This is a genomic window from Actinospineispora acaciae DSM 45401 (genome assembly GCF_000620785.1).
GTDB classification, from domain to species: Bacteria; Actinomycetota; Actinomycetes; order Mycobacteriales; family Pseudonocardiaceae; genus Pseudonocardia; species Pseudonocardia acaciae.
The window spans coordinates 83,966-109,742 of the sequence record NZ_JIAI01000016.1; the positions used below are offsets into that span (position 1 = coordinate 83,966).

The window sequence follows — 25,777 nt, forward strand, 5'->3', positions numbered from 1 at the left end:
CCGCGCGCCCGGAGACGTGGCGACACGTCGCCGCCGCGTGACTAGAGGGACGCGATGAGGCGATCCACCCGCTCGTCCACCGACCGGAACGGGTCCTTGCAGAGCACTGTCCGCTGGGCCTGGTCGTTCAGCTTGAGGTGTACCCAGTCGACGGTGAAGTCCCGGCCGGCGGCCTGGGCGGCGGCGATGAAGTCACCGCGCAGCTTGGCCCTGGTGGTCTGCGGCGGGGTGTCCTTGGCCGCCTCGATCTCGCCGTCGTCGGTGACCCGGTCGACCATGCTCTTGCGCTGCAGCATGTCGAACAGGCCCCGGCCTCGGCGGATGTCGTGGTAGGCCAGGTCCAGCTGGGCGATCCGGGCGCTGGACAGCTCCAGGTTATGGCGCTGGCGGTAGCGGTCGACCAGCCGCCGCTTGATCGCCCAGTCGATCTCGCGGTCGATCAGCGAGAGGTCCTGGCGCTCCACCGCGTCCAGGGTCCGGCCCCACAGCTCCAGCACCCGCTCGGTGGTGCGGTCCGACCGCCCGACCGACGCCACGTGCTCCACGGCGCGGGCGTAGTACTCGCGCTGGATGTCCAGCGCGCTGGCCTCCCGGCCGCCGGCGAGGCGCACCGGGCGGCGGCCGGTCAGGTCGTGGCTGATCTCCCGGATCGCCCGGATCGGGTTGTCCAGGGTGAAGTCCCGGAACTGCACGCCGTGCTCGATCATGTCCAGCACCAGGGTGGCCGAGCCGACCTTGAGCAGCGTGGTCACCTCGGACATGTTCGAGTCGCCGACGATGACGTGCAGCCGCCGGTAGCGCTCGGCGTCCGCGTGTGGCTCGTCGCGGGTGTTGATGATCGGCCGGGACCGGGTGGTCGCCGAGGAGACGCCCTCCCAGATGTGCTCGGCCCGCTGGGACAGGCAGTACACCGCCCCGCGCGGGGTCTGCAGCACCTTGCCGGCGCCGCAGATGAGCTGGCGGGTGACCAGGAACGGCAGCAGCACGTCCGCGATCCTGGAAAACTCACCGGCACGAGCCACCAAATAGTTCTCGTGGCAGCCGTAGGAGTTGCCCGCCGAGTCGGTGTTGTTCTTGAACAGGTAGATGTCCCCGCCGATGCCCTCGTCGATCAGCCGCCGCTCGGCGTCGACCAGCAGGTCCTCCAGGATCCGCTCGCCGGCCTTGTCGTGGGCGACCAGCTGGGTCAGCGAGTCGCACTCCGCCGTGGCGTACTCCGGGTGCGATCCCACGTCCAGGTACAGCCTGGACCCGTTGCGCAGGAACACGTTCGAGGAACGCCCCCAGGAGACCACCCTGCGGAAGAGGTACCGAGCCACCTCGTCCGGGGACAATCGCCGCTGGCCATGGAAGGTGCAGGTGACCCCGAACTCGGTCTCGACACCATAGATCCGCCGGTTCATCGCTTCAGCGTAAGCGCGACTCGCACCGCACGGGAAGCAACGAGGCACAGAGCGCCCAAACAGCCCCGCCGGCGAGTGAGGCGACAGACACAGCGCGGGGCACCGCACGGAAAGCAACAGCGCAAGAGACACACCCGTTGGCGGCCCGTATCTTCGAGCCTGTGATCGCGTGGTTTCGGCGGATGTCCAGGAAGGTCGACGGGCTGGACCGGTCGACGCAGCGACGGCTGGCCAGGCTTCCCCCGACCGCGGCCGACCGGGTGCTCAAGCGCCTGACCAGGTCGGCGGACCACAGCCTGCTCTGGTTCGGGATCGCGGCGCTGCTCGCCACCCGCGCCGGCGTGACCCGGCGCGGCGCGCTGCGCGGGATCATCTCCATCGCCGGCGCGAGCGCGACCGCGAACGGCGTGCTCAAGCCGCTGCTGCCCCGCCGCCGCCCGCCCGCCGAGCCGCTGCCCCGCTCGCGGTGGCTGCAGGACCGGCCGACGTCCAGCTCGTTCCCGTCCGGGCACGCCGCCTCCGCCACCGCGTTCGCCACCGCCGTGGCCATGGAGAGCCCGCGCTCAGGGCTCGCGCTCGCGCCACTGGCCGCCGCCGTGGCGTACTCCAGGATCCACACCGGCGTGCACTGGGCCTCGGACGTGCTGGCCGGCGCGGCGGTCGGCGCCGGGTCCGCGCTGCTCACCCGGCACTGGTGGCCGGTGCGCGACAGCGACGAGGCGGCGGCGCGCCCGCTCGGCCGGGTGCCCGCGCTACCCGACGGCCAGGGCCTGGTCATCGCCGTCAACCCGCTGTCCGGGGACCCGTGGTACGACCCCACCGACGACATCAAGAAGGAGTTCCCGGCGGCCACCCTGATCCCGGTCCGGGAGGACACCGACCTGACCGCCCAGTTGGAGAGCGAGCTGGCGAAGGGCAGGGTCGAGGCGCTGGGCGTTGCCGGCGGGGACGGCACGGTGGCCGCTGTGGCCTCGGTCGCGCTGCGGCACCGGGTCCCGCTGGTGGTCGTCCCCGCCGGCACGCTCAACCACTTCGCCCGCGACGTCGGCGTCTACGACCTGCGCGAGGCGGTGGACGCCAGCGGCGCCGGCGAGGCGGTGGCGGTGAGCCTGGGGTTGGTCGACGTGGGCCGGCCCGGCTCGGAGACCACCCGGCTGTTCCTGAACACCGCCAGCCTGGGCTGCTACCCGGACGTGGTGCGGCTGCGCGACCGCTGGCGGCCCCGGTGGGGCAAGTGGCCGGCGTTCGTGGCCGCGCTGGTCACCGCGCTGCGGCGGGCGACCCCGCTGGAGGTGTCGCTGGACGGCGTGCGCTGCTCGGTCTGGACGCTGTTCGTGGGCAACGGCCCCTACCACCCGCTGGGCATGGTCCCGGCCTGGCGGCCTCGGCTGGACTCCGGCCTGCTCGACGTCAGGTGGCTGCGCGCGGACCTGCGCTGGTCCCGGCTGCGCGCGATCTTCGCCCTGGCCTTCGCCGCGCTCGGGCACAGCCGGGTCTACCGGCAGCGCGAGGTGGTCAGCCTGGACGTCCGGCTGCGCCGCCCCGAGGAGCTGGCCACCGACGGCGAGGTGGTCGACGAGGCCACCCGGTTCACCTTCCGGATCGCGCCGAGGTCCGTGCCGGTCTACCGCCGCGACGAGAACAACCCCCGCTGGGCCGACCGGGAGCGCCCCTACCAGCCCTGGTGAGCTACTCCGAGGACTCGCCGTCCTCGGAGGCCGGCTTCTGGTCCTTCTTGGCGTCCGCCCGGTTCTCCTCCGGCAGCAGGGCGGACAGCGCGGCACCCACGATCCGGCGGAACGCCCGCCTGGGCCGCGCCCGGTCCAGCACCGCGACCTCCAGGGCGTTCACCCCGAGCACCCGGTCCGAGGAGCCGCCGTTGGTGGACGACCCCGTCGACGACCCGCCGGGCGCGGCGGACTGCAGCCCGCGCACCGCCACCGCCATCGCCTCGGCCAGCTCCAGGCCGTCGCGGTACGACTCGCGCAGCTTGGCGCCGATCGGCTCGGTCTGCCCGCCCATCACCACGAACCCGGGCTCGTCGGTGATCGAGCCGTCGTAGGTGATCCGGTAGAGCTGGTCGTCGTCGGACGTCTCGCCGACCTCGGCCACGCACAGCTCCACCTCGAACGGCTTCTGCTGCTCGGTGAAGATCGCGCCCATGGTCTGGGCGTAGGCGTTGGCCAGCCACTTGCCGGTGACGTCGCGCCGGTCGTAGGAGTAGCCGCGCACGTCGGCCAGCCGGATGCCGGCGGTGCGCAGGTTCTCGAACTCGTTGTAGCGCCCGACCGCGGCGAACCCGATCCGGTCGTAGATCTCGGACACCTTGTGCAGCGCCGTGGAGTGGTTCTCGGCCACGAACAGCACGCCGCCGGCATAGGCCAGCACCGTCACGCTGCGACCTCGGGCGATGCCCTTGCGGGCCAGCTCCGAGCGGTCTCGCATCACCTGCTCGGCCGAGGCGTAGAACGGCAGCGTCACGTCGGGTACTCCTGGGTGTCGGGTCCGGGGCTGGTGGGGGTGGCCGGGCTATCCACCGGGCTTGGTGAGCCTATCGGCCAGCACGGCGCGGGCAACCTCTCCGATCTCGTCGTCCGTGCGGCGGACGGCGCCGTCGGCGGCGGTGATCGTGATCACCACCGGGTAGATCTTCCTGCTGAGGTCGGGCAGGCCGGTGGCGGTGTCGTCGTCGGCGGCGTCGTAGAGGGCCTCCACCGCGGTCCGGATGGCGGTGTCCGCGTCGGCGGTCGGGTCGTGGCGCTTCTTCAGCGCGGACCGGGCGAACAGCGACCCGGAGCCCACCCCGCAGAAGTTCGTCTCCTCCGACTTGCTGCCCACGACGTCGAAGCTCACGATCCGCCCGGCGCGCGCCGGGTCGTCGGCGTCCGTGTCGAAGCCGATGAACAGCGGGATCGCCGCCAGCCCCTGCATGGCCGCGCCGAGGTTGGCCCGCACCATCCCGGCCAGCTTGTTGACCTTGCCGTCCAGCGACAGCGAGACGCCCTCGATCTTCTCGTAGTGCTCGAGGTCGAGGGTGTAGAGCCGGACCAGCTCCACGCCGAGCCCGGCCACGCCGGCGATGCCCACCGCCGAGTAGCTGTCGGTGACGAAAACCTTCTCGATGTCACGCTGGGCGATCATGTTCCCGGTCGTTGCCCGGCGGTCGCCCGCGATCAGGACGCCACCGTTGAAGGTGAGCGCGACGATCGTGGTGCCGTGCGGGACCTCCAGCCCGGCCGCGCCTGCCTCGGGCGCCCCTTCCGGTGCCCGCGTGGGCAACAGGTGCGGGGCGGCCGTCGCCAGGAAGTCGGTGAACGACGACACACCCGGGGTGAAGTACTCGGCGGGCAGTGCGGCGTTCACCGGGCTCATGTGTCCCCGCGCCGACCTCGGCTCCATCGGTGGTACTACTCCTTCGGCTTGCTCGGCGGGGGTCTACCGCGGCGGCGGTTGGCTACTCGCCGCCCTTCTGGACGTAGGCCCTGACGAAGTCCTCGGCGTTCTCCTCGAGCACATCGTCGATCTCGTCCAGGATCGTGTCGACGTCCTCGCCCAGCTTCTCACGACGCTCCTGGCCGGCCGGTGCGGCGCCCCCGTCCTCGTCGCCGTCGCCGTCCCCGCCGCCCTGTCGCCTGGTCTGCTCCTGGGCCATGACGCCTCCCGTTAGTGGTCCTGCTGCTATGAACCCTACCTACGCGGACGGCCAAACTCCCACCGAAACGCGCGACTCATCCTCGGGTGAGTGCCGTTACCAGGTCTTCGGCCGTGGCCGAGGAGTCGATCAGCTTCCCGACGTGGTTGCGGGTGCCCCGCAGCGGCTCCAGGGTCGGGATCCGCACCAGCGACTCGCGGCCAAGGTCGAAGATGACCGAGTCCCAGGACGCGGCGGCCACGGCGGCCGGGTAGCGCTCCAGGCAGCGGCCCCGGAAGTAGGCCCGGGTGTCCTCCGGCGGCTTGCGCATGGCGGCCACCACGTCGTCCTCGTCGACCAGCCGCTTCATCGACCCGCGCGCGACCAGGCGGTTGTACAGGCCCTTGCCCATCCGCACGTCGGAGTACTGCAGGTCGACAAGCTGCAGGCGCGGCGAGGACCAGGCCAGGTTGTCCCGCGCCCGGTAGCCCTCCAGCAGCCGCAGCTTGGCCGGCCAGTCCAGCCGGTCGGCGCACTCCATCGGGTCGCGGCCCAGTGCGTCGAGCACCTCGCCCCAGATCGTCATCAGCTCGGCGGTCACCGGGTCCACGTCCGAGCCCTGGGTGCGCTCGACGTGCTCGGCGGCCCGCTCGTAGTAGGCCCACTGCACGTCCAGCCCGGTCATCCGGCGGCCGTCCGCGAGCTCCACCTTGGCCTGCAGGGTGGGGTCGCGGCTGATCGAGTGCACCGAGCGCACCGGCTCGGCCAGCCGCAGGTCGTCGAACCGCTGGCCGGCCTCGATCATGTCCAGCACCATCGCCGTGGTGCCCACCTTGAGCAGCGTGGACGTCTCGGCCAGGTTGGCGTCGCCGATGATGACGTGCAGCCGGCGGTACTTGTCCGCGTCCGCGTGCGGCTCGTCGCGGGTGTTGATGATCCCGCGCTTGAGGGTGGTCTCCAGCCCGACCTCGACCTCGATGTAGTCCGCGCGCTGGGACAGCTGGTAGCCGGGCTCGTCGCCGCTCGCGCCGATACCCACCCGCCCGGAGCCGCAGATCACCTGGCGGGTCACGAAGAACGGGATCAGCCCGGTGATGATGGCCGGGAACGTGGTCGAGCGGGACATCAGGTAGTTCTCGTGGCTGCCGTAGCTGGCGCCCTTGCCGTCCACGTTGTTCTTGTAGAGCTGGATGGGCGGCGCGCCGGGCACGGTGGCCGAGCGCATCGCGGCCTCCTCCATCACCCGCTCGCCGGCCTTGTCCCAGATCACCACGTCGCGCGGGGTGGTGACCTCCGGGGTGGAGAACTCCGGGTGGGCGTGGTCCACGTACAGCCGGGCGCCGTTGGTGAGGATGACGTTGGCCGCGCCGAGGTCGTCCAGCTCGGAGTCGGAGCTGGACGGGATGCTCGGGGTGGACAGGTCGAAGCCCCGCGCGTCGCGCAGCGGCGACTCCACCTCGTAGTCCCAGCGGGCGCGCTTGGCCCGTGGCAGTTCCGCCGCCGCCGCATAGGCCAGCACCACCTGCGTGGACGTGATGACCGGGTTCGCGGTGGCGTCGCCGGGCACCGAGATGCCGTACTCGACCTCGGTACCCATGATCCGACGAGCGCTCATGACGTCGAGCCTAGTAGCTGGCTGGACAAGCTGGGCTCGTCAGGACACGTTGTCGCCGAGCGGCCACGTGTCGCCGCCGCCCAGGCCCTTGGCCACCGCCTCGCTGATGGCCCGCAGCTGGTGCACCTGCTCGCGGGTGAGCTGGTCGAACAGGTAGGTACGGACGGTGTCCACGTGCCCGGGCGCGGCCGCTTTGAGCGCCTCGAACCCGGCGTCGGTGAGCTCGCACACCGCGCCCCGCCGATCCTCGGTGCACTCCCTGCGACGCACCCAACCGGCCTCCTCCAGCCGGGACACCGCGTGCGAGAGCCGGCTGCGCGAGGACATCGAGGACGTCGCGAGCACCGACATCCGCAGCGCCCGGTCGGGCACCTCGGACAGGCGCACCAGGATCTCGTAGTAGGTGTGCGGGATGCCCGCCTCGTTCTGCAGCTGCCGGTCCAGCCGGTCCATCAGCAATTTGTTCGCCGCCAGGAAGGCGCGCCAGGCATGCTGTTCCTCGTCATCCAGCCAGCGCGTGTGAACCACGTCACCTCCGGAATCGTTGAACTCTCAATTTGTTACGCGCACTGTCAGTGTCGCGCCGCGAGCCACACAACGCACATCGAGGAGACTTTCCCATGAGCACCACAGAGACGGTCGCCCTGGCCGCCGGGACGTGGGACATCGACCCGGTCCATTCCGACGTGTCGTTCACGGTCCGACACATGATGGTGAGCAGGATACGTGGCCGGTTCGGCGCGTTCACCGGCACGATCGTGACCTCGCCCGACGTGCTGGGCTCGTCGGTGACCGCCTCGATCGACGTCGGCTCGGTCGACACCGGAAACGACCAGCGCGACGAGCACGTCCGCTCCGCCCAGTTCCTGGACGCGCAGAACCACCCCACCATGACCTACCGGTCGACGGGCGTGCGCGCGAACGGCGACGGCTACGTGATCGACGGCGAGCTCACCCTGCACGGCGCAACCCGCCCGGTCCAACTGGACGTCAATCTCGGCGGCATCGGCCCCGACCCGTGGGGCGGCACCCGAATCGGCTTCGCCGCCACCGCGACCATCGACCGCCGCGACTTCGGCATCGACGTCAGCCTCCCCTTCGACGGCGGCGGCGTGGTCGTCTCCGACCGCGTCGAGATCGAGCTCAACGTCGAAGCCGTACTCCGCACCGAGTAAACCCCCGCGCAAACCCCCCGCGAGTCGGGGGTTTCAGCACAGTGAGTCGCGCGTTTGAGCACATCCGTGCGTGTGCTCAAACGCCCGACTCGGTGTGCTCAGGCGCCCGACTCGCGGGCGGGTTTCAGGCGGGTAGGGGGGCGAAGAGGTCGACGGCGTTGCCGTCGGGGTCGCGGAGGACGGCGTAGCGCTGGCCCCAGAAGGCGTCGAAGGGTTCCAGCTCGCCGGTGGCGCCGGCGGCGGTCAGCTCGTGGTAGGCGGAGTCCACCTCGGCGGGGGTGGGGAGCTTGAAGGCGAGCGCTATCCGGCCGTTCGGAGAGCCTTTCCACTCGGGGTGGAAGGACTTGACGGTTTGTTCGGGGTCCCAGGCCAGGCGCAGGCCGTTGGGCAGGGTGACCTCGACGTGCGGTTCGGTGTCCGCGGCGGCCGGGATGTCCAGGCCGAGGCGGCGGTAGAAGGCCAGCGACGCGGGCAGGTCCGCCGCGACGATGCCGACCATGTCCAGGCGTGCCTCGATGTCCGTACTCATGACCGCAACGCTAGGCCGGCCACCCCGCACGGTCTTGAACGAAACGGCCGTGCGGGGGGGGGTGGCCGTGCGGCTTAGAGGTACTGGCCGGTGTTCGAGGCGGTGTCGATGGCGCGGCCGGACTCGGTGTTCTTGCCGGTCACCAGGGTGCGGATGTAGACGATCCGCTCGCCCTTCTTGCCGGAGATCCGGGCCCAGTCGTCCGGGTTGGTGGTGTTCGGCAGGTCCTCGTTCTCGGCGAACTCGTCGACGATGGCGTCCAGCAGGTGCTGCACCCGCAGGCCGGGCTGGCCGGTCTCCAGCACCGACTTGATGGCCGCCTTCTTCGACCGCCCCACGATGTTCTGGATCATCGCGCCGGAGTTGAAGTCCTTGAAGTACAGGACCTCCTTGTCCCCGTTGGCGTAGGTGACCTCCAGGAACCGGTTCTCCTCCGTCTCGGCGTACATCCGCTCGACCACCCGCTGGATCATCGCCCCGACGCAGGCGCTGCGGCTGCCGCCGAACTCGGCCATGTCGTCGGCGTGGATGGGCAGGGTGTCGGTCAGGTACTTGGAGAAGATGTCCTGCGCGGCCTCCGCGTCCGGACGCTCGATCTTGATCTTCACGTCCAACCGGCCAGGGCGCAGGATCGCCGGGTCGATCATGTCCTCCCGGTTGGAGGCGCCGATGACGATGACGTTCTCCAGGCCCTCGACGCCGTCGATCTCGGACAGCAGCTGGGGCACGATGGTGGTCTCCACGTCGGAGGACACCCCCGACCCACGGGTCCGGAAGATCGAGTCCATCTCGTCGAAGAACACGATCACCGGGGTGCCCTCGGAGGCCTTCTCCCGGGCCCGCTGGAAGATCAGCCGGATGTGCCGCTCGGTCTCGCCGACGAACTTGTTGAGCAGCTCGGGGCCCTTGATGTTCAGGAAGAAGGACTTGGCGTCGTGGCTGGAGTCGCCGCGCGCCTCGGCCACCTTCTTGGCCAGCGAGTTGGCCACCGCCTTGGCGATCAGCGTCTTGCCGCAGCCGGGCGGGCCGTAGAGCAGCACGCCCTTGGGCGGGCGCAGCTCGTACTCGCGGAACAGCCCGGCGTGCAGGAACGGCAGCTCCACCGCGTCGCGGATCTGCTCGATCTGCCGGCCGAGGCCGCCGATGTCCTCGTAGGCCACATCGGGGACCTCTTCCAGCACGAGGTCCTCGACCTCGGCCTTGGGCACCCGCTCGTAGGCGTACGCGGCCTTGGTGTCCACCAGCAGCGAGTCGCCCGGCTTGAGCGGGACCACGTCCGGACGGTCCGGCCCGGCGATCAGCGGGTCGGCCAGCCAGACCACCCGCTCCTCGTCGGCGTGGCCGACCACCAGCGCCCTGGCGCCGACCTGCTCGCCCTCGGGCCCGTGCTCCAGCAGCACCTCGCGCAGCGCGCAGACCTCGCCGGTGCGCTCGAAGTCGCCGGCCTCGACGACGGTGAGCGCCTCGTTCAGCCGGACCGTCTGGCCCCGGCCCAGGTCGGTGACCTCGACGGCGGGCGAGACGGCCACCCGCATCCGGCGCCCGGCGGTGAACACGTCCACGGTGCCGTCCTCGTGGGCGACAAGGAACACCCCGTAGCCGCTGGGCGGCTGGGCGAGGCGGTCCACCTCCTCGCGCAGCGCGACCAGTTGGCTGCGCGCCTCGCGCAGCGTCTCGGTGAGCTTCTCGTTGCGGGCACTCAGCTGTGACAGCCGGCTGGCCGACTCGGCGAGACGCTGTTCGAGGATGCGCGCGTGCCTCGGCGACTCGGTCAGCTTGCGGCGTAACAGGGAAACCTCGTCCTCGAGGAACCTGATCTGAGCGGTCAGCTCCGCTTCGCTCGGAGCCCGCTCGTCCGGTGTGCGCCTCTCGCGGCCTTCGGAGCCTTCGTAGTGGTTCACGGCGCCTCCCCTCCGTGTTCCGTTTCCACACGGTACCTGTCAGCCGGCGCAGGTGCGGTAGGTCAGATCGGTGATCCAGCACTCAGCCAGATGACAGCTTGACGACAGACAGCGATAACCTCAACTTCTCATCGGCCGGTCGGTCGGCGCTGTGGACGAGGCGGAACGACGCCGTCGGCGAGCCGCCGGGCCGTCAACAGAAACGCGGTGTGACCGATCATGCGGTGTTCCGGGCGCACCGCGAGGCCCACCACGTGCCACGGCCGCAGCAGCGTCTCGAAGGCCTGCGGTTCGGTCCAACACCGCTGCTCACGAAGGCTTTCGGTAATGCGGGAGAGCTGCGTCGTGGTGGCCACGTAGACGATCAGGACGCCGCCGGGGACCAAAGCCTCGGTCACCGTGGGTAACACGTCCCAGGGCGCGAGCATGTCCAGCACGACGCGATCGACCTCGCCGGTGTAATCAGATACATCAGCGGTACGCAAGGTCCAGTTGGGTGGTGACTCACCAAAGAAATGCTCGACGTTGCGGACGGCGTGTTGGGCGTGGTCCTCCCGCACCTCGTAGGAGATCACCGATCCGTGCTCACCCACCGCCCGCAGCAGCGAACAGGTCAGCGCGCCCGAACCCGCCCCGGCCTCCAGCACCCGCGCGCCCGGGCCGATGTCACCCCACATCAGGATCTGCGCGGCGTCCTTGGGGTAGATGACCTGAGCCCCGCGCGGCATGGACAGCACGTAGTCGGGAAGCAGCGGCCGGAACGCCAGGTACGGCGTGCCCGCCGAGGAGGTCACCACGACGCCCTCCGGCCGCCCGATCAGCTCGTCGTGCTGAACCGCGCCGCGGTGGGTGTGGTACTGCCCGCCGGTTTCGAGAACCAGCGTGTAGCGGCGGCCCTTGGGGTCGGTCAGCTGTACCCGGTCGCCGGAACCAAAGGGACGATGTGCTCCGGAGGAACCGGCGACAAGATCGGACATGGGCTCGAACGCTATCTGCCGCGCCGAGAACGCCCACGCCGGAGGGCGTACATTTATCTAACCCACTGATTGAGTACACTGAATGAGTGGGCCATGCCCCTCCGAACACCAAGCTGATCTGTCGGTAACACCCCCGTACGCACGACAAACTCCCGGACAAGACTAGTGACGAACTAGTGACACCCGGAGGTTCTTCCGATATGTTGACCATGCTCGGATGGAGAGTCGGGGGCTGACAATCCACCGCTGGGTAGATCGCGCCACGCCGCGGTGTGATTCCAGCGCGGCTTTGGCCTGGACTTCCTGGTGGGACGGGGGAGATGACAAGAAGCGAGGGTAGGCGCTGCGCGCTCCCGGGATGCTACGTGGTCATCGAGCCGGAGCCCGACGGTCGCCCCCAGCGCAAATACTGCACGGCCGCGCATCGAGCCGTTGCCCGGCAGTTGCGTCGCGAGGGCGCGCACCGTTCCGCGAGCGCGCCGCCGCTGCCGCTGCCCACTCCCCCGCTGCCGCTGCCCCCGCTCGCGCCCATCCCCAGCCTGGCCCAGCGCCGCCGCCAGCTCGCCGAGGCCGCCGCCCGTCGCGCCCGCGCGATGGCGGTGCTCGGCTCGGCCGGCCTGCTGGTCACCGGCGGCGGCCTGATGGCGGCGAGCGCGCCGATCGGCATGCCCGGCACGACGATCACCGGCACGCCCTGGCTCGCGGCCACCCCCGACGACGAGCGGAACTGGGCACAACAGGCGCAGGTCACCCTGACCTCGTTGGAGCAGCAGCTCGACGAGGTGGACCAGACCGAGCGGAGCTGGAACGAGCTGCCGGCGGCGGAGCGCGGTGAGCAGACGCCCGCCGCGGTGCGCGCGCTCGCCGCCCGCCGGGCGTTGCTGCTGCAGCAGCGCGCCACCCTGCAGTCCGAGCTGGCCACCTGGGAGTCGATGACCGCGGCGGGCGAGCGGCTGGCCGACACCGAGGCCCACGTCGCCACCCTGGAGCGCGCACTCAAGGAGGTGCCGAGGAACCGGCAGCTCAGCCGGCCCGAGGCGGACACCGCCCAGCAGCTGGGCGAACAGCGCTCGCTGCGGATGCGCCAGCGGGACTCGCAGCGCGAGGAGCTGGACAGCCTGCGCCAGGGCCTGCACGAGGCGATGGCCGCCCCGCTTCCCGACGACGCGACGGCCACCAAGGCGATCACGTCCCGGGTCACCGACCTGGTGAAGAACCCCGGCAAGCGCAAGGGCGGGCACGACGAGAACCCGCTGACCGAGCAGTCCCGCCGCCCGGACATCACCGCGCAGCGCGACCCACACTCCCGGGACCGCCAGGACGTGGGCAACGGCGCGCCGCCGAACCCCGGCCGTGCGCAGTCCGGGCCGGGCAGGACGGAGATCCTGGCCGGGCCGGAGCCGGGTCGCTCCGGCGGCGCCGTCGAGGGCACGGTGAACGGGCTGGAGAAGTCCTCGCCGCGCCTCGGCGGACCCCAGCCCAACGCGAAGCCGGGCGCCCCCGGGCAGAACCAGAAGCCGGGATCGCTGGGCAACACGCTCAACGACCCTGGCAAGTCCCTCAACGACACCGGCAAGTCGCTCAACGACACCGGGAACGGCCTGCTCAACAAGCCCGAGGGCGGCGGCCCGCAGCCCCAGCAGCCCGGTGCCAAGCCGAACGCTCCGGCCGGCCAGGCGCCCGGGTCGGAGCGGGGCCGGGGCGGCGGGCTGACCGACCAGCCGCTCAACAAACCGTTCGAGCGGACCTCGCAGGACACGTTCATCGGCCCGAGCGAGAACACCGCGCCGAAGTCGGCACCGTCCGCGCCGAGGAAGTCGTCGCCCACGCCGCAGACCAACCTGGTGCCGAGGAGCGGCCCCACCACCAGCACCGGCTCCAGCTCCGGCGGCTACGGCAACAGCCAGAAGATGGAGGACGCCAGCAAGATCAGCAATGCCGTCGGGCGCGGCAACATGAACGACATGGTCTCCTCCGCGATGGAGGCCAGGGCGCACCAGAACCAGGCGGGCGGCTCGTCCAGCGCGCCCAGCGGGTCCGGGTACTCGGGCTACTCCGGAGGCGGCAAGAACAGCACGCGAGGCGGCGCGTCGGGCACGGACATCGCGGGCAGCATGATGTCCCAGTACGGCGGGATGGGCGGCGGCGGTTCGAGCGGCGGCTCCAAGCGCGGCTCCGGTTCGAGCGGCAAGTCGTCCTCCTCCAGCTTCAGCCCGATGGACATCGGCGGCATGTTCGGCGGCGGGTCCGGCGGGTCCGGCGGCTCGAAGTCCAAGTCGAAGTCCAGCGGCGGCTCCAAGCGCGACTCCGGTTCCAGCTACAGCTCCGGCTCCTCGGGCATCGGCAAGATGATCGAGAAGTACAGCAGCGGCGGCGGAGGCGGCGGGTCCAAGAAGAGTTCGAAGGGCTCGTCGAGCAAGAGCTCGAAGGGCGGCGGCGACTTCGGCTCGTTCTTCGGCTCCAGCGGCAAGAGCAGCTCGAAGAGTTCGAAGAGCTACAAGAGCTCCGGAAGCTCCAAGAAGAGTTCCGGGCACAGCGGCAAGAGCAGCTCGAAGGGCAAGAGCTCGAAGGGCAAGAGCGGCGGCGGCAAGAGCTTCGGCGGCTTCCACTTCTAGGACCCCGCAGGCCTGATCGGGTTGTCGGACCCATCGCCTAGGCTGCAACGATGACGGACACGGCGTCACCGGCTCGGCCGCTGGCGGAGGGGGACGAACCGGCACCCCGGCGGCGTCCCGCGCTGTCCCCGTCCCGGGCCGGCGACTTCAAGCAGTGCCCGCTGCTGTACAGGTTCCGCGCCGTCGACCGCCTGCCCGAGCGCCCGACCCGGGCGCAGGTCAGGGGCACGGTGGTGCATGCCGTGCTGGAGCGGCTCTACAAGCTCCCCTCGCCGGAGCGCATCCCGGCCAACGCCCGCGACCTGGTCGCGCCGGTCTGGGCCGACCTGTCGGCGGCCGAGGAGGGGCTCTCCGAGCTGTTCACCGGCGACGACGACCCCGAGCTGACCGACTGGCTGGAGTCGGCCGGCGCGCTGCTGGACACCTACTTCACCCTGGAGGACCCGCGCCGGCTGGAGCCCGAGGCCTGCGAGCAGCTGATCGAGGCGGAGCTGGAGTCGGGCCTGCTGCTGCGCGGCTACATCGACCGGCTCGACGTCGCCCCCGGCGGGCAGGTGCGGGTGGTCGACTACAAGACCGGCGCGGCCCCCCGCCAGGTCGCCGAGGCGCGCGCGCTGTTCCAGATGAAGTTCTACGCGCTGGTGCTGCTGCTCACCCGGGGCGTGGTGCCCAGCCAGCTGCGGCTGATGTACCTGGCCGACGGCGAGGCGCTGACCTACCGACCCGACGAGCCGGAGCTGCGGCGGTTCGCCCGCACGCTGGACGCGATCTGGGCGGCCATCCTGCGCGCCGGCAGGTCCGGCGACTTCCGCCCGAACCCGAGCCGGCTGTGCGACTGGTGCAGCCACCAGGCGCTGTGCCCGGCGTTCGGCGGGACGCCGCCGGAGTACCCCGGCTGGCCTGAGCCCGAGGACGTCACCGGGCAGGAGAGCCGGCTCGACCGCGCCGAGTGAGCCGGCTCTCCTCCGGCAAAGTCAGGACTGGCCCTCGGTGGCGACCCAGCCCTCGACCGCACGGCAGGACCGGATCACCGAGGTCAGGATCGCCGTGCAGCCCAGCTTGGCCAGCTTGTCCATGGCCCGGTTCGCCTCGCCGGCCGGCACCATCGCCCGGACCGCCACCCAGCCGTCCCTGGCCAGCGGGGCCACGGTCGGTGACTGCAGTCCGGGGGTGACCTTCTCCGCCTCGGTGAGCATCGGCTTCGGGCAGTCGTAGTCGAGCATCAGGTACTGGCGGGCGTACACCACGCCGCGCAGCCGCTCCAGGAAGACCCGCTTCTCCTCTTTGATCTCCTCGGGGTCCTCCCGGTCGGGGCGCTGCTCGCGCTCGATCAGGGTGGCCTCGGAGTCCGCGATCGACTCCCCGATGATCTTCAGGTTGTGCTGGCGGAGGGTGCGGCCGGAGCTGACCACGTCGGCGATCGCATCGGCCAGCCCGAGCTGGATGGCGATCTCGACGGCGCCGTCCAGCTTGACGATCTCCTTCACCTGGACCCGCTCGGCGGCCAGGTGGGCGCGCACCAGCCTCGGGTACGAGGTGGCGATCTTCCTGCCCTCCAGGTCCTTCAGGCTCCAGTCGCTGTTCTCGTGCACCGCGTACCGGAACTTGGACTTGCCGAAGCCGAGCTTGAGCAGGTCCTTCACCGGCTTGCCCGACTCGTCCATCAGGTCCTTGCCGGTCACGCCCAGGTTCAGGTCACCGTTGCCGACGTAGGTGGCGATGTCCTTCGGCCGTAGGTAGAAGAACTCGACCTGGTTGTCCTCGTCGAAGATGCTGAGATCTCGACTATCGGAGCGTTGCCGGTATCCGGCCTCGCGCATCATGGTGCTGGCCGGCTCGGCAAGGGTCCCCTTGTTCGGCAGGGCGACGCGGAGCATGAACTTCCTTCTCCTGACAGCGAAACGATCGCCAGTTCTAGAGGAACTTGTATACATCTTCCAGGCCGAGGCCACGCCCGAGCATGACCACCTGGATCCGATAGAGCAACTGGGAGATCTCCTCGGCGAGTCGGTCGTCCGCCTCGTGTTCGGCGGCCAACCAGACCTCGCCGGCCTCCTCCAGGACCTTCTTGCCCTGGGCGTGCACGCCGGCATCCAGCGCGGAGACCGTCCCGGAGCCCTCCGGGCGGGTTGCCGCCTTCTCGGACAGCTCCGCGAACAGGGAGTCGAATGTCTTCACCAGCTGTGCTCCTTTCCCTCATGAGTGTCAGCTGTCACGGCATTCCCTCGCGTGAGGCGCGACACAACTGTCTGCTGACGGCATGCGGCTTGCGACCGGTGGTACCCCCAGTATCACCGTTCGGACGGCCGGGCCGGCGAAGGGGCACTGTGCGGCGTTCGATGGTTACCGTTGATTGTTTGGGTCCAGATCTCACGCAGCTCGGACTCGGTCAGGCCGCTCAGGTCGTCGCGGTGCACCCGAAGTGGTCCGGGCGGCACCGGGACCTCGCTCGGTACCACCAGCACCACACAGCCGGCGGCCTGGGCGGACGCGGTGCCGGCCGGCGAGTCCTCCACGGCCACGCAGTCCCCCGGCGCCACCCCGAGCTTGGCGGCGGCGATCAGGTACGGGTCGGGGGCGGGCTTGGTGGCCGGCACCTCGTCGCCGCACACGGTGACGTCGAAGTGCTCCCGGCCGATGGAGTTCAGCGCCCGCTCGACCAGCGGGCGTTCGGTGGAGGTGACCAGCGCGGTGGCCAGGCCGGCGGCGCGCACCATCCGCAACGCCTCCGGCGCGCCGGGGCGCCACGGCAGGCCGGCGGCGAACAGCGCCTCGGTCCGGGCGGTCAGCCACCTGGCCGCGTCGGCCATCGCCTCCCGGTCGGGGTCGAGGCCGAGGTGGTCGAACATGATCTTCATGGTCGGCCACATCGAGCTGCCGACCATCGCCTCCCTGGCCGGCGGGCTCAGCTCGCCCCCCAGGCGCCTGGCCAGCTCGTGCAGGGAGATGTCCCAGAGCTTCTCGGAGTCGACCAGGGTGCCGTCCATGTCCCAGAGCACGGCCGCCGGGCCGGCATTGCGATAACTCATCAAGCGTTGAAGTATTTCGCTTCGGGGTGGTGGGCGACCAGCGCGTCGGTGCTCTGTTCGGGATGCAGCTGCAGCTCCTCGGACAGCTCGACGCCGATCCGGTCCGGCTCGAGCAGATTGACGATCTTCCGACGGTCCTCCAGGTCAGGGCAGGCACCATAGCCGATCGAGTACCGCGCTCCCCGGTAGCCCAGCTTGAAGAACGCCTCGACGTCCTCGGGGTCCTCGGCGGCCACGCTCTGGCCGTCCGACCAGCGCAGCTCCTGGCGGATCCGGCGGTGCCAGCACTCGGCCAGCGCCTCGGTGAGCTGCACGCCCAGCCCGTGCACCTCCAGGTAGTCGCGGTAGGCGTCCTTGGCGAACAGCTCCTGGGCGTAGTCCGCGATCGGCTGCCCCATGGTGACCAGGTGCAGCGGCAGCACGTCGACCTCGTTCTTCGCCGCTGCCACCTCGCGCGGGCGCCAGAAGTCGGCGAGGCACAGGTGCCGGTCCCTGCGCTGGCGGGGGAAGGTGAACCGGAACCGCTCGGGGGCGTCCGGGCGCGGCTCGGACAGCACCACCAGCGAGTCGCCCTCGGACACCGCCGGGAAGTAGCCGTAGACCAGCGCGGCGTGGGCCAGCACGCCCTCGGTGGACAGCCGCTCCAGCCAGTACCGCAGCCGGGGCCGGCCCTCGGTCTCCACCAGCTCCTCGTAGCTCGGCCCGGACCCGCCCTTGGCGCCGCGCAGGCCCCACTGGCCCAGGAAGGTGGCCCGCTCGTCGATCAGCGACGAGTAGTCGGCCAGCGGCACGCCGCGCACCACCCGGCTGCCCCAGAACGGCGGGGTGGGCACCGGCACGTCGGTGGCCACGTCGGAATGCGTGGGCGGCGGCCCCTCCGGCTCGGCCTGGGCCTTGCGGCGCTCGGCGATCCGCCGCGAGCGCTCGTGCCGCGCCTTGCGCTCGGCGGCCTTGGCCCGTTCCTCCTCGGTCTCCACCGGGGCCTCGCCGCGCGCGGTGGCCATCACCGAGCCCATCAGCCGCAGGCCCTCGAACGCGTCGCGGGCGTAGCTGACCTGGCCCCGGTACAGCTCGGCCAGGTCGTTCTCCACGTACGAGCGGGTCAGCGCGGCGCCGCCGAGCAGCACGGGGTACTTCTGCGCGACCCCCCGGGAGTTCATCTCCTCGAGGTTCTCCTTCATGATCACCGTGGACTTGACCAGCAGCCCGGACATGCCCACCGCGTCCGCCCGGTGCTCCTCGGCGGCGCTCAGGATCGTCGAGATCGGCTGCTTGATGCCCAGGTTGACCACGGTGTAGCCGTTGTTGCTCAGGATGATGTCGACCAGGTTCTTGCCGATGTCGTGCACGTCACCCTTGACCGTGGCCAGCACGATCGTGCCCTTGCCCTGGTCGTCCTCGGTCTTCTCCATGTGCGGTTCGAGGTAGGCCACCGCGGACTTCATCACCTCGGCGGACTGGAGCACGAACGGCAGCTGCATCTGGCCGGAGCCGAACAGCTCGCCGACGGTCTTCATGCCGGACAGCAGCGTGTCGTTGATGATCTCCAGCGCGGGGCGTTCGAGCAGCGCGGCGTCCAGGTCATTTTCGAGCTCGCCGCGTTCTCCATCCACGATGCGCCGCTCCAGGCGCTCGAACAGCGGCAGCGCGGCCAGCTCCTCGGCCCGCCCTGCCCGCGCGGAGGACGCGGTGACGCCCTCGAACAGCTCCATGAACCGGCTCAGCGGGTCGTAGCCCTCGCGCCGGCGGTCGTAGACCAGGTCCAGCGCCACCGACCGCTGCTCGTCCGGGATCTTGGTCATCGGCAGGATCTTGGACGCGTGCACGATCGCGGTATCCAGGCCGGCCTCCACGGCCTCGTGCAGGAACACCGAGTTGAGCACCTGGCGGGCGGCCGCGTTGAGCCCGAACGACACGTTGGACACCCCGAGCGTCGTCTGCACCTCGGGGTAGCGGCGCTTCAGCTCGCGGATCGCGTCGATGGTCTCCACCGCGTCGCGGCGGACCTCCTCCTGGCCGGTGGTGATCGGGAAGGTCAGGCAGTCCACCACGATGTCGGGGACCTTCATGCCGTGGTGGGCGACCAGGTCGTCGATGGTGCGGCTGGCCACCCGGACCTTCCAGTCCGCGGTGCGCGCCTGGCCCTCCTCGTCGATGCACATCACCACCACGGCGGCGCCGTGCTCGCGGACCAGCTCCATGGCGCGCTGGAACCGCGAGCCGGGGCCGTCGCCGTCCTCGTAGTTGACCGAGTTGACGATGCACCGCCCGCCCAGGCGCTCCAGCCCGGCGCGCAGCACCGCCGGCTCGGTGGAGTCGAGCATGATCGGCAGGGTGGACGCGGTGGCCAGCCGGCCGGCCAGCTCGGCCATGTCGGCGGCGCCGTCGCGGCCCACGTAGTCCACGCACAGGTCCAGCAGGTGCGCGCCGTCGCGGGTCTGCTCGCGGGCGATCGCGACGCAGTCCTCCCAGCGCTGCTCCAGCATGGCCTCACGGAACTTCTTGGAGCCGTTCGCGTTGGTCCGCTCCCCCACCATGAGCACGCTGGTGTCCTGCCGGAACGGCACCGGGGCGTACAGCGAGGACACCCCCGGCTCCGGGCGCGGCCGGCGCACCGCCGGGGTGGCCTCCCGCACGGCGGCGACGACCTCGGCGATGTGCTCGGGCGTGGTCCCGCAGCACCCGCCGACCAGCCGCACCCCGTACTCGCTGACGAACCCGGACAGTGCTCGGGCCAGCTCGTCGGGCCGCAGCGGGTAGACCGCGCCGTTCGGCCCCAGCTCGGGCAGCCCGGCGTTCGGCATCACCGACACCGGGATGCCGGCGTGCTTGGACAGGTGGCGCAGGTGCTCGCTCATCTCGGCGGGGCCGGTCGCGCAGTTCAGCCCGATCAGGTCCACGCCGAGGGCCTCCAGCGCGGACAGCGCGGCGCCGATCTCGCTGCCGAGCAGCATGGTGCCGGTGGTCTCCACCGTGACGTGGGTGATGATCGGGACGACCCGGCCCTCGTCGGCCATCGCGCGGCGGGCGGCGATCACCGCCGCCTTGGCCTGCAGCAGGTCCTGGACGGTCTCGATGAGTACGGCGTCCACCCCGCCGGCGAGCAGCCCGCCGACGCACTCGCGGTAGGCGTCACGCAGGTCGGTGAACGTGGCGTGGCCGAGCGTGGGCAGCTTGGTGCCGGGGCCGACCGAGCCGAGCACGAACCGGGGCGCGTCCGCCGTGGCGTACTCGTCGGCCGCCCGGCGGGCGATCACCGCGCCCTTCTCCGCCAGCTCGCGGATCCGGTCCGCGATGTCGTACTCGCCGAGGTTGGACAGGTTCGTCCCGAACGTGTTGGTCTCGATCAGGTCGGCGCCGACCTCGAGGTTCGCCCGGTGCACCTGTTCGACCACGTCGGGACGGGTCTCGTTGAGGATCTCGTTACAGCCCTCCAGCCCGGCGAAGTCGTCCAGGCTCAGAGCCGCGCCCTGCAGCATGGTGCCCATCGCGCAGTCGGCGATGAGGACTCGGTCTTCCAGGGCGCGCAGCAGCGACGAATCGCGGGCGGTCGACACAATCACCGAGAATAGTCGCCGAACGCCCCTCGCCCCGGGGGGATTGTCGCCGATCGCACCCGATCGGCACGCCCGACCCGTCACGAACCGCCCGACGGCCTTAGGCTGAACCGATGAGCGATCGCGAGCCCAGGGATACCGACGCGGTCTCGTTGTCGTGGCAGGACGCCGACAGCGTGACCGACGGTCAGCCGCCGAAGCTGACCGAACCCGTGGTGGTGGCCGCTTTCGAGGGGTGGAACGACGCGGGCGACGCGGCGAGTACCGCGCTGGAGCATCTCGAGCTGAGCTGGGACGCCCGTCCGTTGGCCGCCATGGACCCCGACGACTACTACGACTTCCAGGTGACCCGCCCGACCGTCCATCTGGTGGACGGCATCACGAGGCGGATCGAATGGCCGACCACCCGGCTGTCGGTGTGCCGACCGCCGGGCTCGGACCACGACGTGGTGCTGATCAGGGGCATCGAGCCGAACATGCGATGGCGGGCGTTCTGCGCGGAGCTGCTCACCTACATCGAGAAGCTCGGGACGACCACCGTGGTCACCCTGGGCGCGCTGCTCACCGACACCCCGCACACCCGGCCGGTGCCGGTCACCGGGACCGCCTACGACGCCACCTCGGCCGCCCGGTTCGGCCTGGAGACGTCCCGGTACCAGGGCAACACCGGCATCGTCGGGGTCTTCCAGGACGCCTGCGTGCGGGCCGGCATCCCGGCCATCTCGTTCTGGGCCGCCGTGCCGCACTACGTGTCCCAGGCCCCGGACCCGAAGGCGGCCGTGGCGCTGCTGCACCGGGTCGAGGAGGTGCTGGACCTGGAGGTGCCGCTGGGCGGGCTGCCCGAGCAGGCCGAGGCGTGGGAGCGCACGGTCAGCGAGATGGCCGACGCGGACGACGAGGTGCGCGAGTACGTGCGCTCGCTGGAGGAGCGGGTGGAGTCGGAGGCGGCGCTGCCGGAGACCAGCGGGGAGTCCATCGCCGCCGACTTCGAGCGGTACCTGCGCCGGCGCGGTCCCGGTGGCTCCGGTGGCCAGGGCCGGCCGGGCGGGCGCAGCGGCCCCGGGCGGTAACTACCGGTCCAGCAGGCGTCTGGGGCCGGCGCCGGTCTCGGACAGGGTGTCGTACGGGTTGGCCAGCCGGCACCTGTCGATGCTCAGGCAGCCGCAGCCCACGCAGTCGGTGAACTTGTCCCGCAGCATCTCCAGGCTGCGGATCCGCTCGTTCAGCTCGTCGTGCCAGCGCTGGGACAGCCGCTCCCAGTCCGCCCGGTTCGGGATGCGGCCGTTCGGCAGCTCGTCCAGCGCGGCGCGGACGTCGGCGAGCGGGATGCCGACCCGCTGCGCGATCCGGATCAGCGCCACCCTGCGCAGCGTCTCGCGCCGGTAGCGCCGCTGGTTCCCGCTGGTCCGGCGGCTGTTGATCAGCCCTTGCCGCTCGTAGAAGTGCAGCGCGGACACCGCCACCCCGCTGCGCTCGGCGAGCTGGCCGACGGTCAGCTCGCCCTGGTCCCATGACGCGTGCCGCATCCGGTTTTGCCCCCTCGATACCTCAACAAGAGTTGCGGTTGTCCAGCGTACCCCGTTTCGGCTTGACCTCAATAATTATTGAGGTTTTACCGTTGCCGGGTTCCTGTTCACCGATCTTCGTGAGGACCCTTGTCATGACAGTTCAGACCGGCTGGACCGCGCCCGCCCGGCTCGAAGTCATCGTCGGCAGCGTCCGGGAGGGGCGGTTCGGGCCGGTGGTGGCCGACTGGTTCGTCCGGCAGGCCTCCGGTCGCGCCGACCTGGACGTCGGCATGCTCGACCTGGCCGAGGACCCGCCGGGGTTCGCCGGGCGGATCGACGCCGCCGACGCCGTCGTGGTGGTCACGCCGGAGTACAACCACAGCTACCCGGGGCCGCTCAAGCACGCCATCGACGAGGTGGGCAAGGAGTGGCGGGCCAAGGCGGTCGGGTTCGTGAGCTACGGCGGGCTGGCCGGCGGGCTGCGGGCGGTGGAACCGCTGCGGGTGGTGTTCGCCGAGCTGCACGCGGTGACCGTCCGGGAGACCGTCAGCTTCTACATGGCCCACCAGAGCTTCGACGCGGACGGCGAGCCGGTGGACACCCACGGACCGGCCGCCGCCGCAACCGCCCTGCTCGACCAGCTGGTCTGGTGGGCCCGCGCGCTCCGCTCCGCCCGCGCCCACCAGCCCTACGGCACCTAGCGCACGTTCCGGCGGTACTCCGCGCCGAGCAAAACGCCTGGTCAGAACCCGTGAGTGGTTAGGGGTGCTATGGCACCCCTAACCACTCACGGGTCGTGACCTGCACAAACGACGGAGCGCGAGGCAGTTCTTGCCTCGGGTCGGTGGCTACAGGGCGATGCCGAGGAGGGCGTCTACGGCGTTGCGGAGCAGGGCGGGGGCGGTGGGGTCGGTGCCGCGGCGGGTGGTGGCTTCGCGGGTCCAGGCGTCGACGGCGGCGAGGGCGCGGGGGGTGTCGAGGTCGTCGGCGAGGTGGGTGCGCAGCCTGGCCACGGTGTCTCCGGCGGGCGGGCCGGCGTCCAGGCGCACGGCCTCCCGCCAGGCGGCGAGGCGGGCGTTCGCGGAGGTCAGCAGCTCGGGCAGCCAGGACCGGTCGGAGCGCCAGTGGCCGGACAGCAGCGCCAGCCGGATCGCCATCGGGTCCACGCCGTCGGCCCGCAGCCGGGACACGAACACCAGGTTGCCCTTGGACTTGGACATCTTCTCGCCGTCCAGCGCGATCATCCCGGCGTGGCAGTAGTGCCGGGCGAACGGGTGCTCGCCGGTGTGCGCCTCGGCGTGCGCGGCGCCGAACTCGTGGTGCGGGAAGATCAGGTCCGAGCCGCCGCCCTGCACGTCGATCTGGGCGCCGAGGCGGTTGAGCGCGATGGCCGTGCACTCCACGTGCCAGCCGGGGCGGCCCCGGCCCAGCTCGCTGTCCCAGGACGGCTCGTCGGGCCGGGCCATCCGCCACAGCAGCGCGTCCACCGGGTGGCGCTTGCCCGGCCGGTCCGGGTCGCCGCCGCGCTCGGCGGACAGCGCCAGCATGGTCGCCTCGTCGTAGCGGGACTCGTAGCCGAACTCGGCGGTGGCGGCGCTGTCGTAGTAGACGTCCGGGTACTCCGGGTCGTCGATGCGGTACGCGGCGCCGGCGGCGAGCAGCTTGTCCACCAGCGCGCTGATCTCCGACATGGCCTCCACCGCGCCGATGTAGTGCGCGGGCGGCAGCACCCGCAGCGACTCCATGTCCTCGCGGAACAGCGCGGTCTCCCGCATGCCGAGGACCACCCAGTCGTCCTGGTCCCTGATCGCCCGCTCCAGCAGCGGCTCGTCGATGTCGGTGACGTTCTGGACGTACCGCACGTCGTGCCCAGCGTCCCGCCACACGCGGTTGACCAGGTCGAACGCCAGGTAGGTCGCGGCGTGGCCGAGGTGCGTGGCGTCGTAGGGGGTGATGCCGCAGACGTACATCCGCGCGGTCGGTCCCGGTGCCGTCGGGCGGATCTCGCCGGTCGCGGTGTCGTACAGCCGCAGCGGCGGGCCGGACCCGGGGACGGTAGGAAATGGGACGGTCGACCAGGGTTGCATACCCGACAACCTACGCGTCGTGGCCGTTCGCGCGACTCGACGAGGGCTCAGGAGAAGGTCGTCGCGCGACTATGAAACGGTAGGCGCACCGTCGGCCTGGGGAGGGCGGCGGGGGTGCGGCTCGAGGGGAACCCTGGAATGCGACGTTCGAAACTCCGCCCTGTTCTGGTGATGCTGGCGGGCCTGCTGACGGTGCTGGCGGCCGGCGCGGGGTGTGCCAAGAAGCCGGTGCCACCGACCCCGCCTCCCCCGCCGCCGAGCGCGCTCGACCTGGTCGCCCAGCGCGGCGAGCTGCGGGTGTGCAGCACCGGCGACTACCGGCCGTTCACCTACCGCGACCCGGCGACCGAGCGGTGGAGCGGGATCGACATCGACATGGCCGGCGACATGGCCCGCAAGCTCGGCGCCCGGCTGACGATCGTCCCGACCACCTGGGGCGCCATGGCCGACGACCTGGCCGCCGACAAGTGCGACGTGGCCATGGGCGGCGTCTCGGTGACGTTGGAGCGGGCCCGCAAGGCGGCGTACAGCGACCCGTACCTGGCCGACGGCAAGGCGCCGATCACCCGGTGCGCGAACCAGGCCCGGTTCCAGACGGTGGAGCAGATCGACCGGCCAGGGGTGCGGGTGGTGGTCAACCCCGGCGGGACCAACGAGCAGTTCGCCAAGGAGCGGCTGCGGCGGGCCACTGTCATCACGCACCCGGACAACAACACGATCTTCGAGGAGATCATGGCGAACCGGGCCGACGTCATGATCACCGACGCCGGCGAGACCCGCTGGCAGGCCAAGCAGCACCCGGAGCTGTGCGCGGTGAACCCGGACCGGCCGCTCAGCTTCGCACCCAAGGCCTACCTGCTGCCCCGGGGCGACGTGGTGTTCCAGCAGTGGGTGAACCAGTGGCTGCGGCTGGCCCTCGGCGACGGCACCTACCAGCGGTTCGCGCGCCCCTGGACGGGCTGACCCAGGAAGTCGGTGACCAGCTCGGACGCGAGCGGGCGGCACTCTTCGAAGTAGGCGTGGCGCGCGCCGGGGAGCAACTCCAGGCGGGCACCCGGGATGCGGTCGGCCAGGAGCCGGGCGTTGGCCGCCGGGTTGAGTTGGTCGTCCTCGCCGTGCAGGACCAGGGTGGGCGCGGCGATGTCGGGCAGCGCGTCCCAGGCGTCGTGCTGGGCGCTGGCCAGCAGGTGGTGGCGGCGGGCGTGCGGCGGCATGTCCGGATCGCCCAGCGTCCAGTACGGCCCGGGGTTCGCGGCGAGCCAGGCCGGGGTGTACATCAGCTCCAGCAGCGCGCGCCGGTTCGCCGCCGGGTCGGGCCGGGCCAGGGCGCGGCGGACCTCGGGGCCGCGCTCCACGCCGTGCGCGCCACCGGGCGAGGTGCAGCCGAGCACCAGCCGGCGCACCCGGCGCGGATGGGCGGCCGCGAGCCACTGGGCAACCCGGCCGCCCATCGAGGTGCCGTAGACGTCGGCCCGGTCGATGCCGAGGTCGTCGAGCACGGCGACGGCGTCCTCGGCGAACCCCCGGGTGCTGTACGGGACGTCGGGCCTGTCGCTGTCGCCGGTGCCTCGGTAGTCGAGCGACACCGTGGGCCGGTCGTGCTCGAAGTCGGCCCGCACGCCGTTCCACCAGGTGTGCGAGCTGGCCTGGCCGGCCAGTAGCAGCAGTGGTCTGGTCTCTGGGCCGACGCCGCGGACCTGGTACGCGATCCGGGTTCCGTCCGGCACCGTCACCTGTGGCACGAACCCAC

At 71.1% G+C, this 25,777-nt stretch carries 23 protein-coding genes; 7 read left to right on the top strand and 16 right to left on the bottom strand.

Annotation, left to right across the window (positions count from 1 at the left end):
- Window positions 1-41 precede the first annotated feature (41 nt).
- On the bottom strand, window positions 42-1,403 hold the full coding sequence (pafA, locus tag N912_RS0141430; protein WP_028927066.1) for a Pup--protein ligase: 1,362 nt from the start codon (window positions 1,401-1,403) through the stop codon (window positions 42-44).
- A gap of 182 nt (window positions 1,404-1,585) precedes the next feature.
- Between pafA and N912_RS57930 the strand changes: the two genes are divergently transcribed.
- Window positions 1,586-3,091: a bifunctional phosphatase PAP2/diacylglycerol kinase family protein gene (locus N912_RS57930; protein WP_037069359.1), complete on the top strand. Its 1,506-nt coding sequence runs from the start codon at window positions 1,586-1,588 to the stop codon at window positions 3,089-3,091.
- 1 nt (window position 3,092) lies between these two features.
- On the opposite strand, the gene prcA is transcribed toward N912_RS57930, so the two are convergent.
- From prcA to N912_RS0141460, 5 genes are all read right to left on the bottom strand, one after another.
- The gene (gene prcA, locus N912_RS0141440; RefSeq protein WP_028927067.1) at window positions 3,093-3,884 is read right to left on the bottom strand and encodes a proteasome subunit alpha; all 792 of its coding nucleotides are present in this window, start codon (window positions 3,882-3,884) and stop codon (window positions 3,093-3,095) included.
- A gap of 48 nt (window positions 3,885-3,932) precedes the next feature.
- A complete protein-coding gene (prcB, locus tag N912_RS0141445; RefSeq protein WP_084211730.1) occupies window positions 3,933-4,802 on the bottom strand; it encodes a proteasome subunit beta in 870 nt (289 codons plus the stop codon).
- Window positions 4,803-4,857: 55 nt separating this feature from the next.
- Entirely contained in the window at window positions 4,858-5,055 is a 198-nt protein-coding gene (locus N912_RS0141450) for a ubiquitin-like protein Pup (protein WP_028927069.1), read from the bottom strand.
- Window positions 5,056-5,131: 76 nt separating this feature from the next.
- The gene (gene dop / locus N912_RS0141455) at window positions 5,132-6,649 is read right to left on the bottom strand and encodes a depupylase/deamidase Dop (protein WP_028927070.1); all 1,518 of its coding nucleotides are present in this window, start codon (window positions 6,647-6,649) and stop codon (window positions 5,132-5,134) included.
- 39 nt (window positions 6,650-6,688) lie between these two features.
- Window positions 6,689-7,177 (bottom strand): MarR family winged helix-turn-helix transcriptional regulator, encoded by a 489-nt coding sequence (locus N912_RS0141460; RefSeq protein ID WP_028927071.1) that lies wholly within the window; start codon window positions 7,175-7,177, stop codon window positions 6,689-6,691.
- A gap of 92 nt (window positions 7,178-7,269) precedes the next feature.
- Between N912_RS0141460 and N912_RS0141465 the strand changes: the two genes are divergently transcribed.
- Window positions 7,270-7,824, top strand: a complete 555-nt coding sequence (locus N912_RS0141465) for a YceI family protein (RefSeq protein ID WP_028927072.1) — start codon at window positions 7,270-7,272, stop codon at window positions 7,822-7,824.
- 124 nt (window positions 7,825-7,948) lie between these two features.
- On the opposite strand, the gene N912_RS0141470 is transcribed toward N912_RS0141465, so the two are convergent.
- The 3 genes from N912_RS0141470 to N912_RS0141480 form a co-directional block, all read right to left on the bottom strand.
- Window positions 7,949-8,353, bottom strand: a complete 405-nt coding sequence (locus tag N912_RS0141470) for a VOC family protein (RefSeq protein ID WP_028927073.1) — start codon at window positions 8,351-8,353, stop codon at window positions 7,949-7,951.
- A 74-nt stretch (window positions 8,354-8,427) separates the two neighbouring features.
- Window positions 8,428-10,182 (bottom strand): proteasome ATPase, encoded by a 1,755-nt coding sequence (gene arc / locus N912_RS0141475; RefSeq protein WP_245645820.1) that lies wholly within the window; start codon window positions 10,180-10,182, stop codon window positions 8,428-8,430.
- Window positions 10,183-10,382: 200 nt separating this feature from the next.
- Complete coding sequence (locus N912_RS0141480) at window positions 10,383-11,231, bottom strand: tRNA (adenine-N1)-methyltransferase (protein ID WP_028927075.1); 849 nt, start codon at window positions 11,229-11,231, stop codon at window positions 10,383-10,385.
- Between the two features lie 365 nt (window positions 11,232-11,596).
- Between N912_RS0141480 and N912_RS61200 the strand changes: the two genes are divergently transcribed.
- Complete coding sequence (locus N912_RS61200) at window positions 11,597-13,846, top strand: hypothetical protein (RefSeq protein ID WP_156994337.1); 2,250 nt, start codon at window positions 11,597-11,599, stop codon at window positions 13,844-13,846.
- Between the two features lie 50 nt (window positions 13,847-13,896).
- On the top strand, window positions 13,897-14,799 hold the full coding sequence (locus N912_RS0141490; protein ID WP_028927077.1) for a RecB family exonuclease: 903 nt from the start codon (window positions 13,897-13,899) through the stop codon (window positions 14,797-14,799).
- Between the two features lie 21 nt (window positions 14,800-14,820).
- Here the strand turns inward: N912_RS0141490 and hisG are convergent, their stop codons facing one another.
- The 4 genes from hisG to metH all read right to left on the bottom strand — a co-directional run bounded on the left by hisG (window position 14,821) and on the right by metH (window position 20,363).
- Window positions 14,821-15,723 (bottom strand): ATP phosphoribosyltransferase, encoded by a 903-nt coding sequence (hisG, locus tag N912_RS0141495; RefSeq protein WP_028927078.1) that lies wholly within the window; start codon window positions 15,721-15,723, stop codon window positions 14,821-14,823.
- Window positions 15,724-15,760: 37 nt separating this feature from the next.
- The gene (locus N912_RS0141500; RefSeq protein WP_028927079.1) at window positions 15,761-16,024 is read right to left on the bottom strand and encodes a phosphoribosyl-ATP diphosphatase; all 264 of its coding nucleotides are present in this window, start codon (window positions 16,022-16,024) and stop codon (window positions 15,761-15,763) included.
- A 113-nt stretch (window positions 16,025-16,137) separates the two neighbouring features.
- Window positions 16,138-16,875: an HAD family hydrolase gene (locus tag N912_RS57940; RefSeq protein ID WP_084211732.1), complete on the bottom strand. Its 738-nt coding sequence runs from the start codon at window positions 16,873-16,875 to the stop codon at window positions 16,138-16,140.
- Window positions 16,875-20,363 (bottom strand): methionine synthase, encoded by a 3,489-nt coding sequence (metH, locus tag N912_RS0141510; protein WP_051581537.1) that lies wholly within the window; start codon window positions 20,361-20,363, stop codon window positions 16,875-16,877. The genes N912_RS57940 and metH overlap by 1 nt, the downstream gene beginning before the upstream one ends.
- 182 nt (window positions 20,364-20,545) lie before the next feature.
- Between metH and N912_RS0141515 the strand changes: the two genes are divergently transcribed.
- Window positions 20,546-21,502, top strand: coding sequence for a PAC2 family protein (locus tag N912_RS0141515; protein ID WP_028927081.1), 957 nt, complete (start codon window positions 20,546-20,548; stop codon window positions 21,500-21,502).
- On the opposite strand, the gene soxR is transcribed toward N912_RS0141515, so the two are convergent.
- Window positions 21,503-21,958 carry a redox-sensitive transcriptional activator SoxR gene (gene soxR, locus N912_RS0141520; protein WP_028927082.1) on the bottom strand — a complete coding sequence of 152 codons (456 nt, stop codon included), beginning with the start codon at window positions 21,956-21,958 and terminating at the stop codon, window positions 21,503-21,505.
- Window positions 21,959-22,092: 134 nt separating this feature from the next.
- Here soxR and N912_RS0141525 point away from each other — a divergent pair, with 134 nt between their 5' ends.
- Window positions 22,093-22,641, top strand: a complete 549-nt coding sequence (locus N912_RS0141525) for an NADPH-dependent FMN reductase (RefSeq protein WP_028927083.1) — start codon at window positions 22,093-22,095, stop codon at window positions 22,639-22,641.
- A 147-nt stretch (window positions 22,642-22,788) separates the two neighbouring features.
- Here the strand turns inward: N912_RS0141525 and mshC are convergent, their stop codons facing one another.
- Window positions 22,789-24,027: a cysteine--1-D-myo-inosityl 2-amino-2-deoxy-alpha-D-glucopyranoside ligase gene (mshC, locus tag N912_RS0141530; protein ID WP_028927084.1), complete on the bottom strand. Its 1,239-nt coding sequence runs from the start codon at window positions 24,025-24,027 to the stop codon at window positions 22,789-22,791.
- Between the two features lie 138 nt (window positions 24,028-24,165).
- On the opposite strand from mshC, the gene N912_RS0141535 reads away from it, so the two are divergent.
- Window positions 24,166-24,990 carry a transporter substrate-binding domain-containing protein gene (locus tag N912_RS0141535; RefSeq protein WP_028927085.1) on the top strand — a complete coding sequence of 275 codons (825 nt, stop codon included), beginning with the start codon at window positions 24,166-24,168 and terminating at the stop codon, window positions 24,988-24,990.
- On the opposite strand, the gene N912_RS57945 is transcribed toward N912_RS0141535, so the two are convergent.
- A complete protein-coding gene (locus N912_RS57945; RefSeq protein WP_156994338.1) occupies window positions 24,957-25,769 on the bottom strand; it encodes an alpha/beta fold hydrolase in 813 nt (270 codons plus the stop codon). The two genes, N912_RS0141535 and N912_RS57945, sit on opposite strands and share 34 nt — an antisense overlap.
- Between the last annotated feature and the right edge of the window lie 8 nt (window positions 25,770-25,777).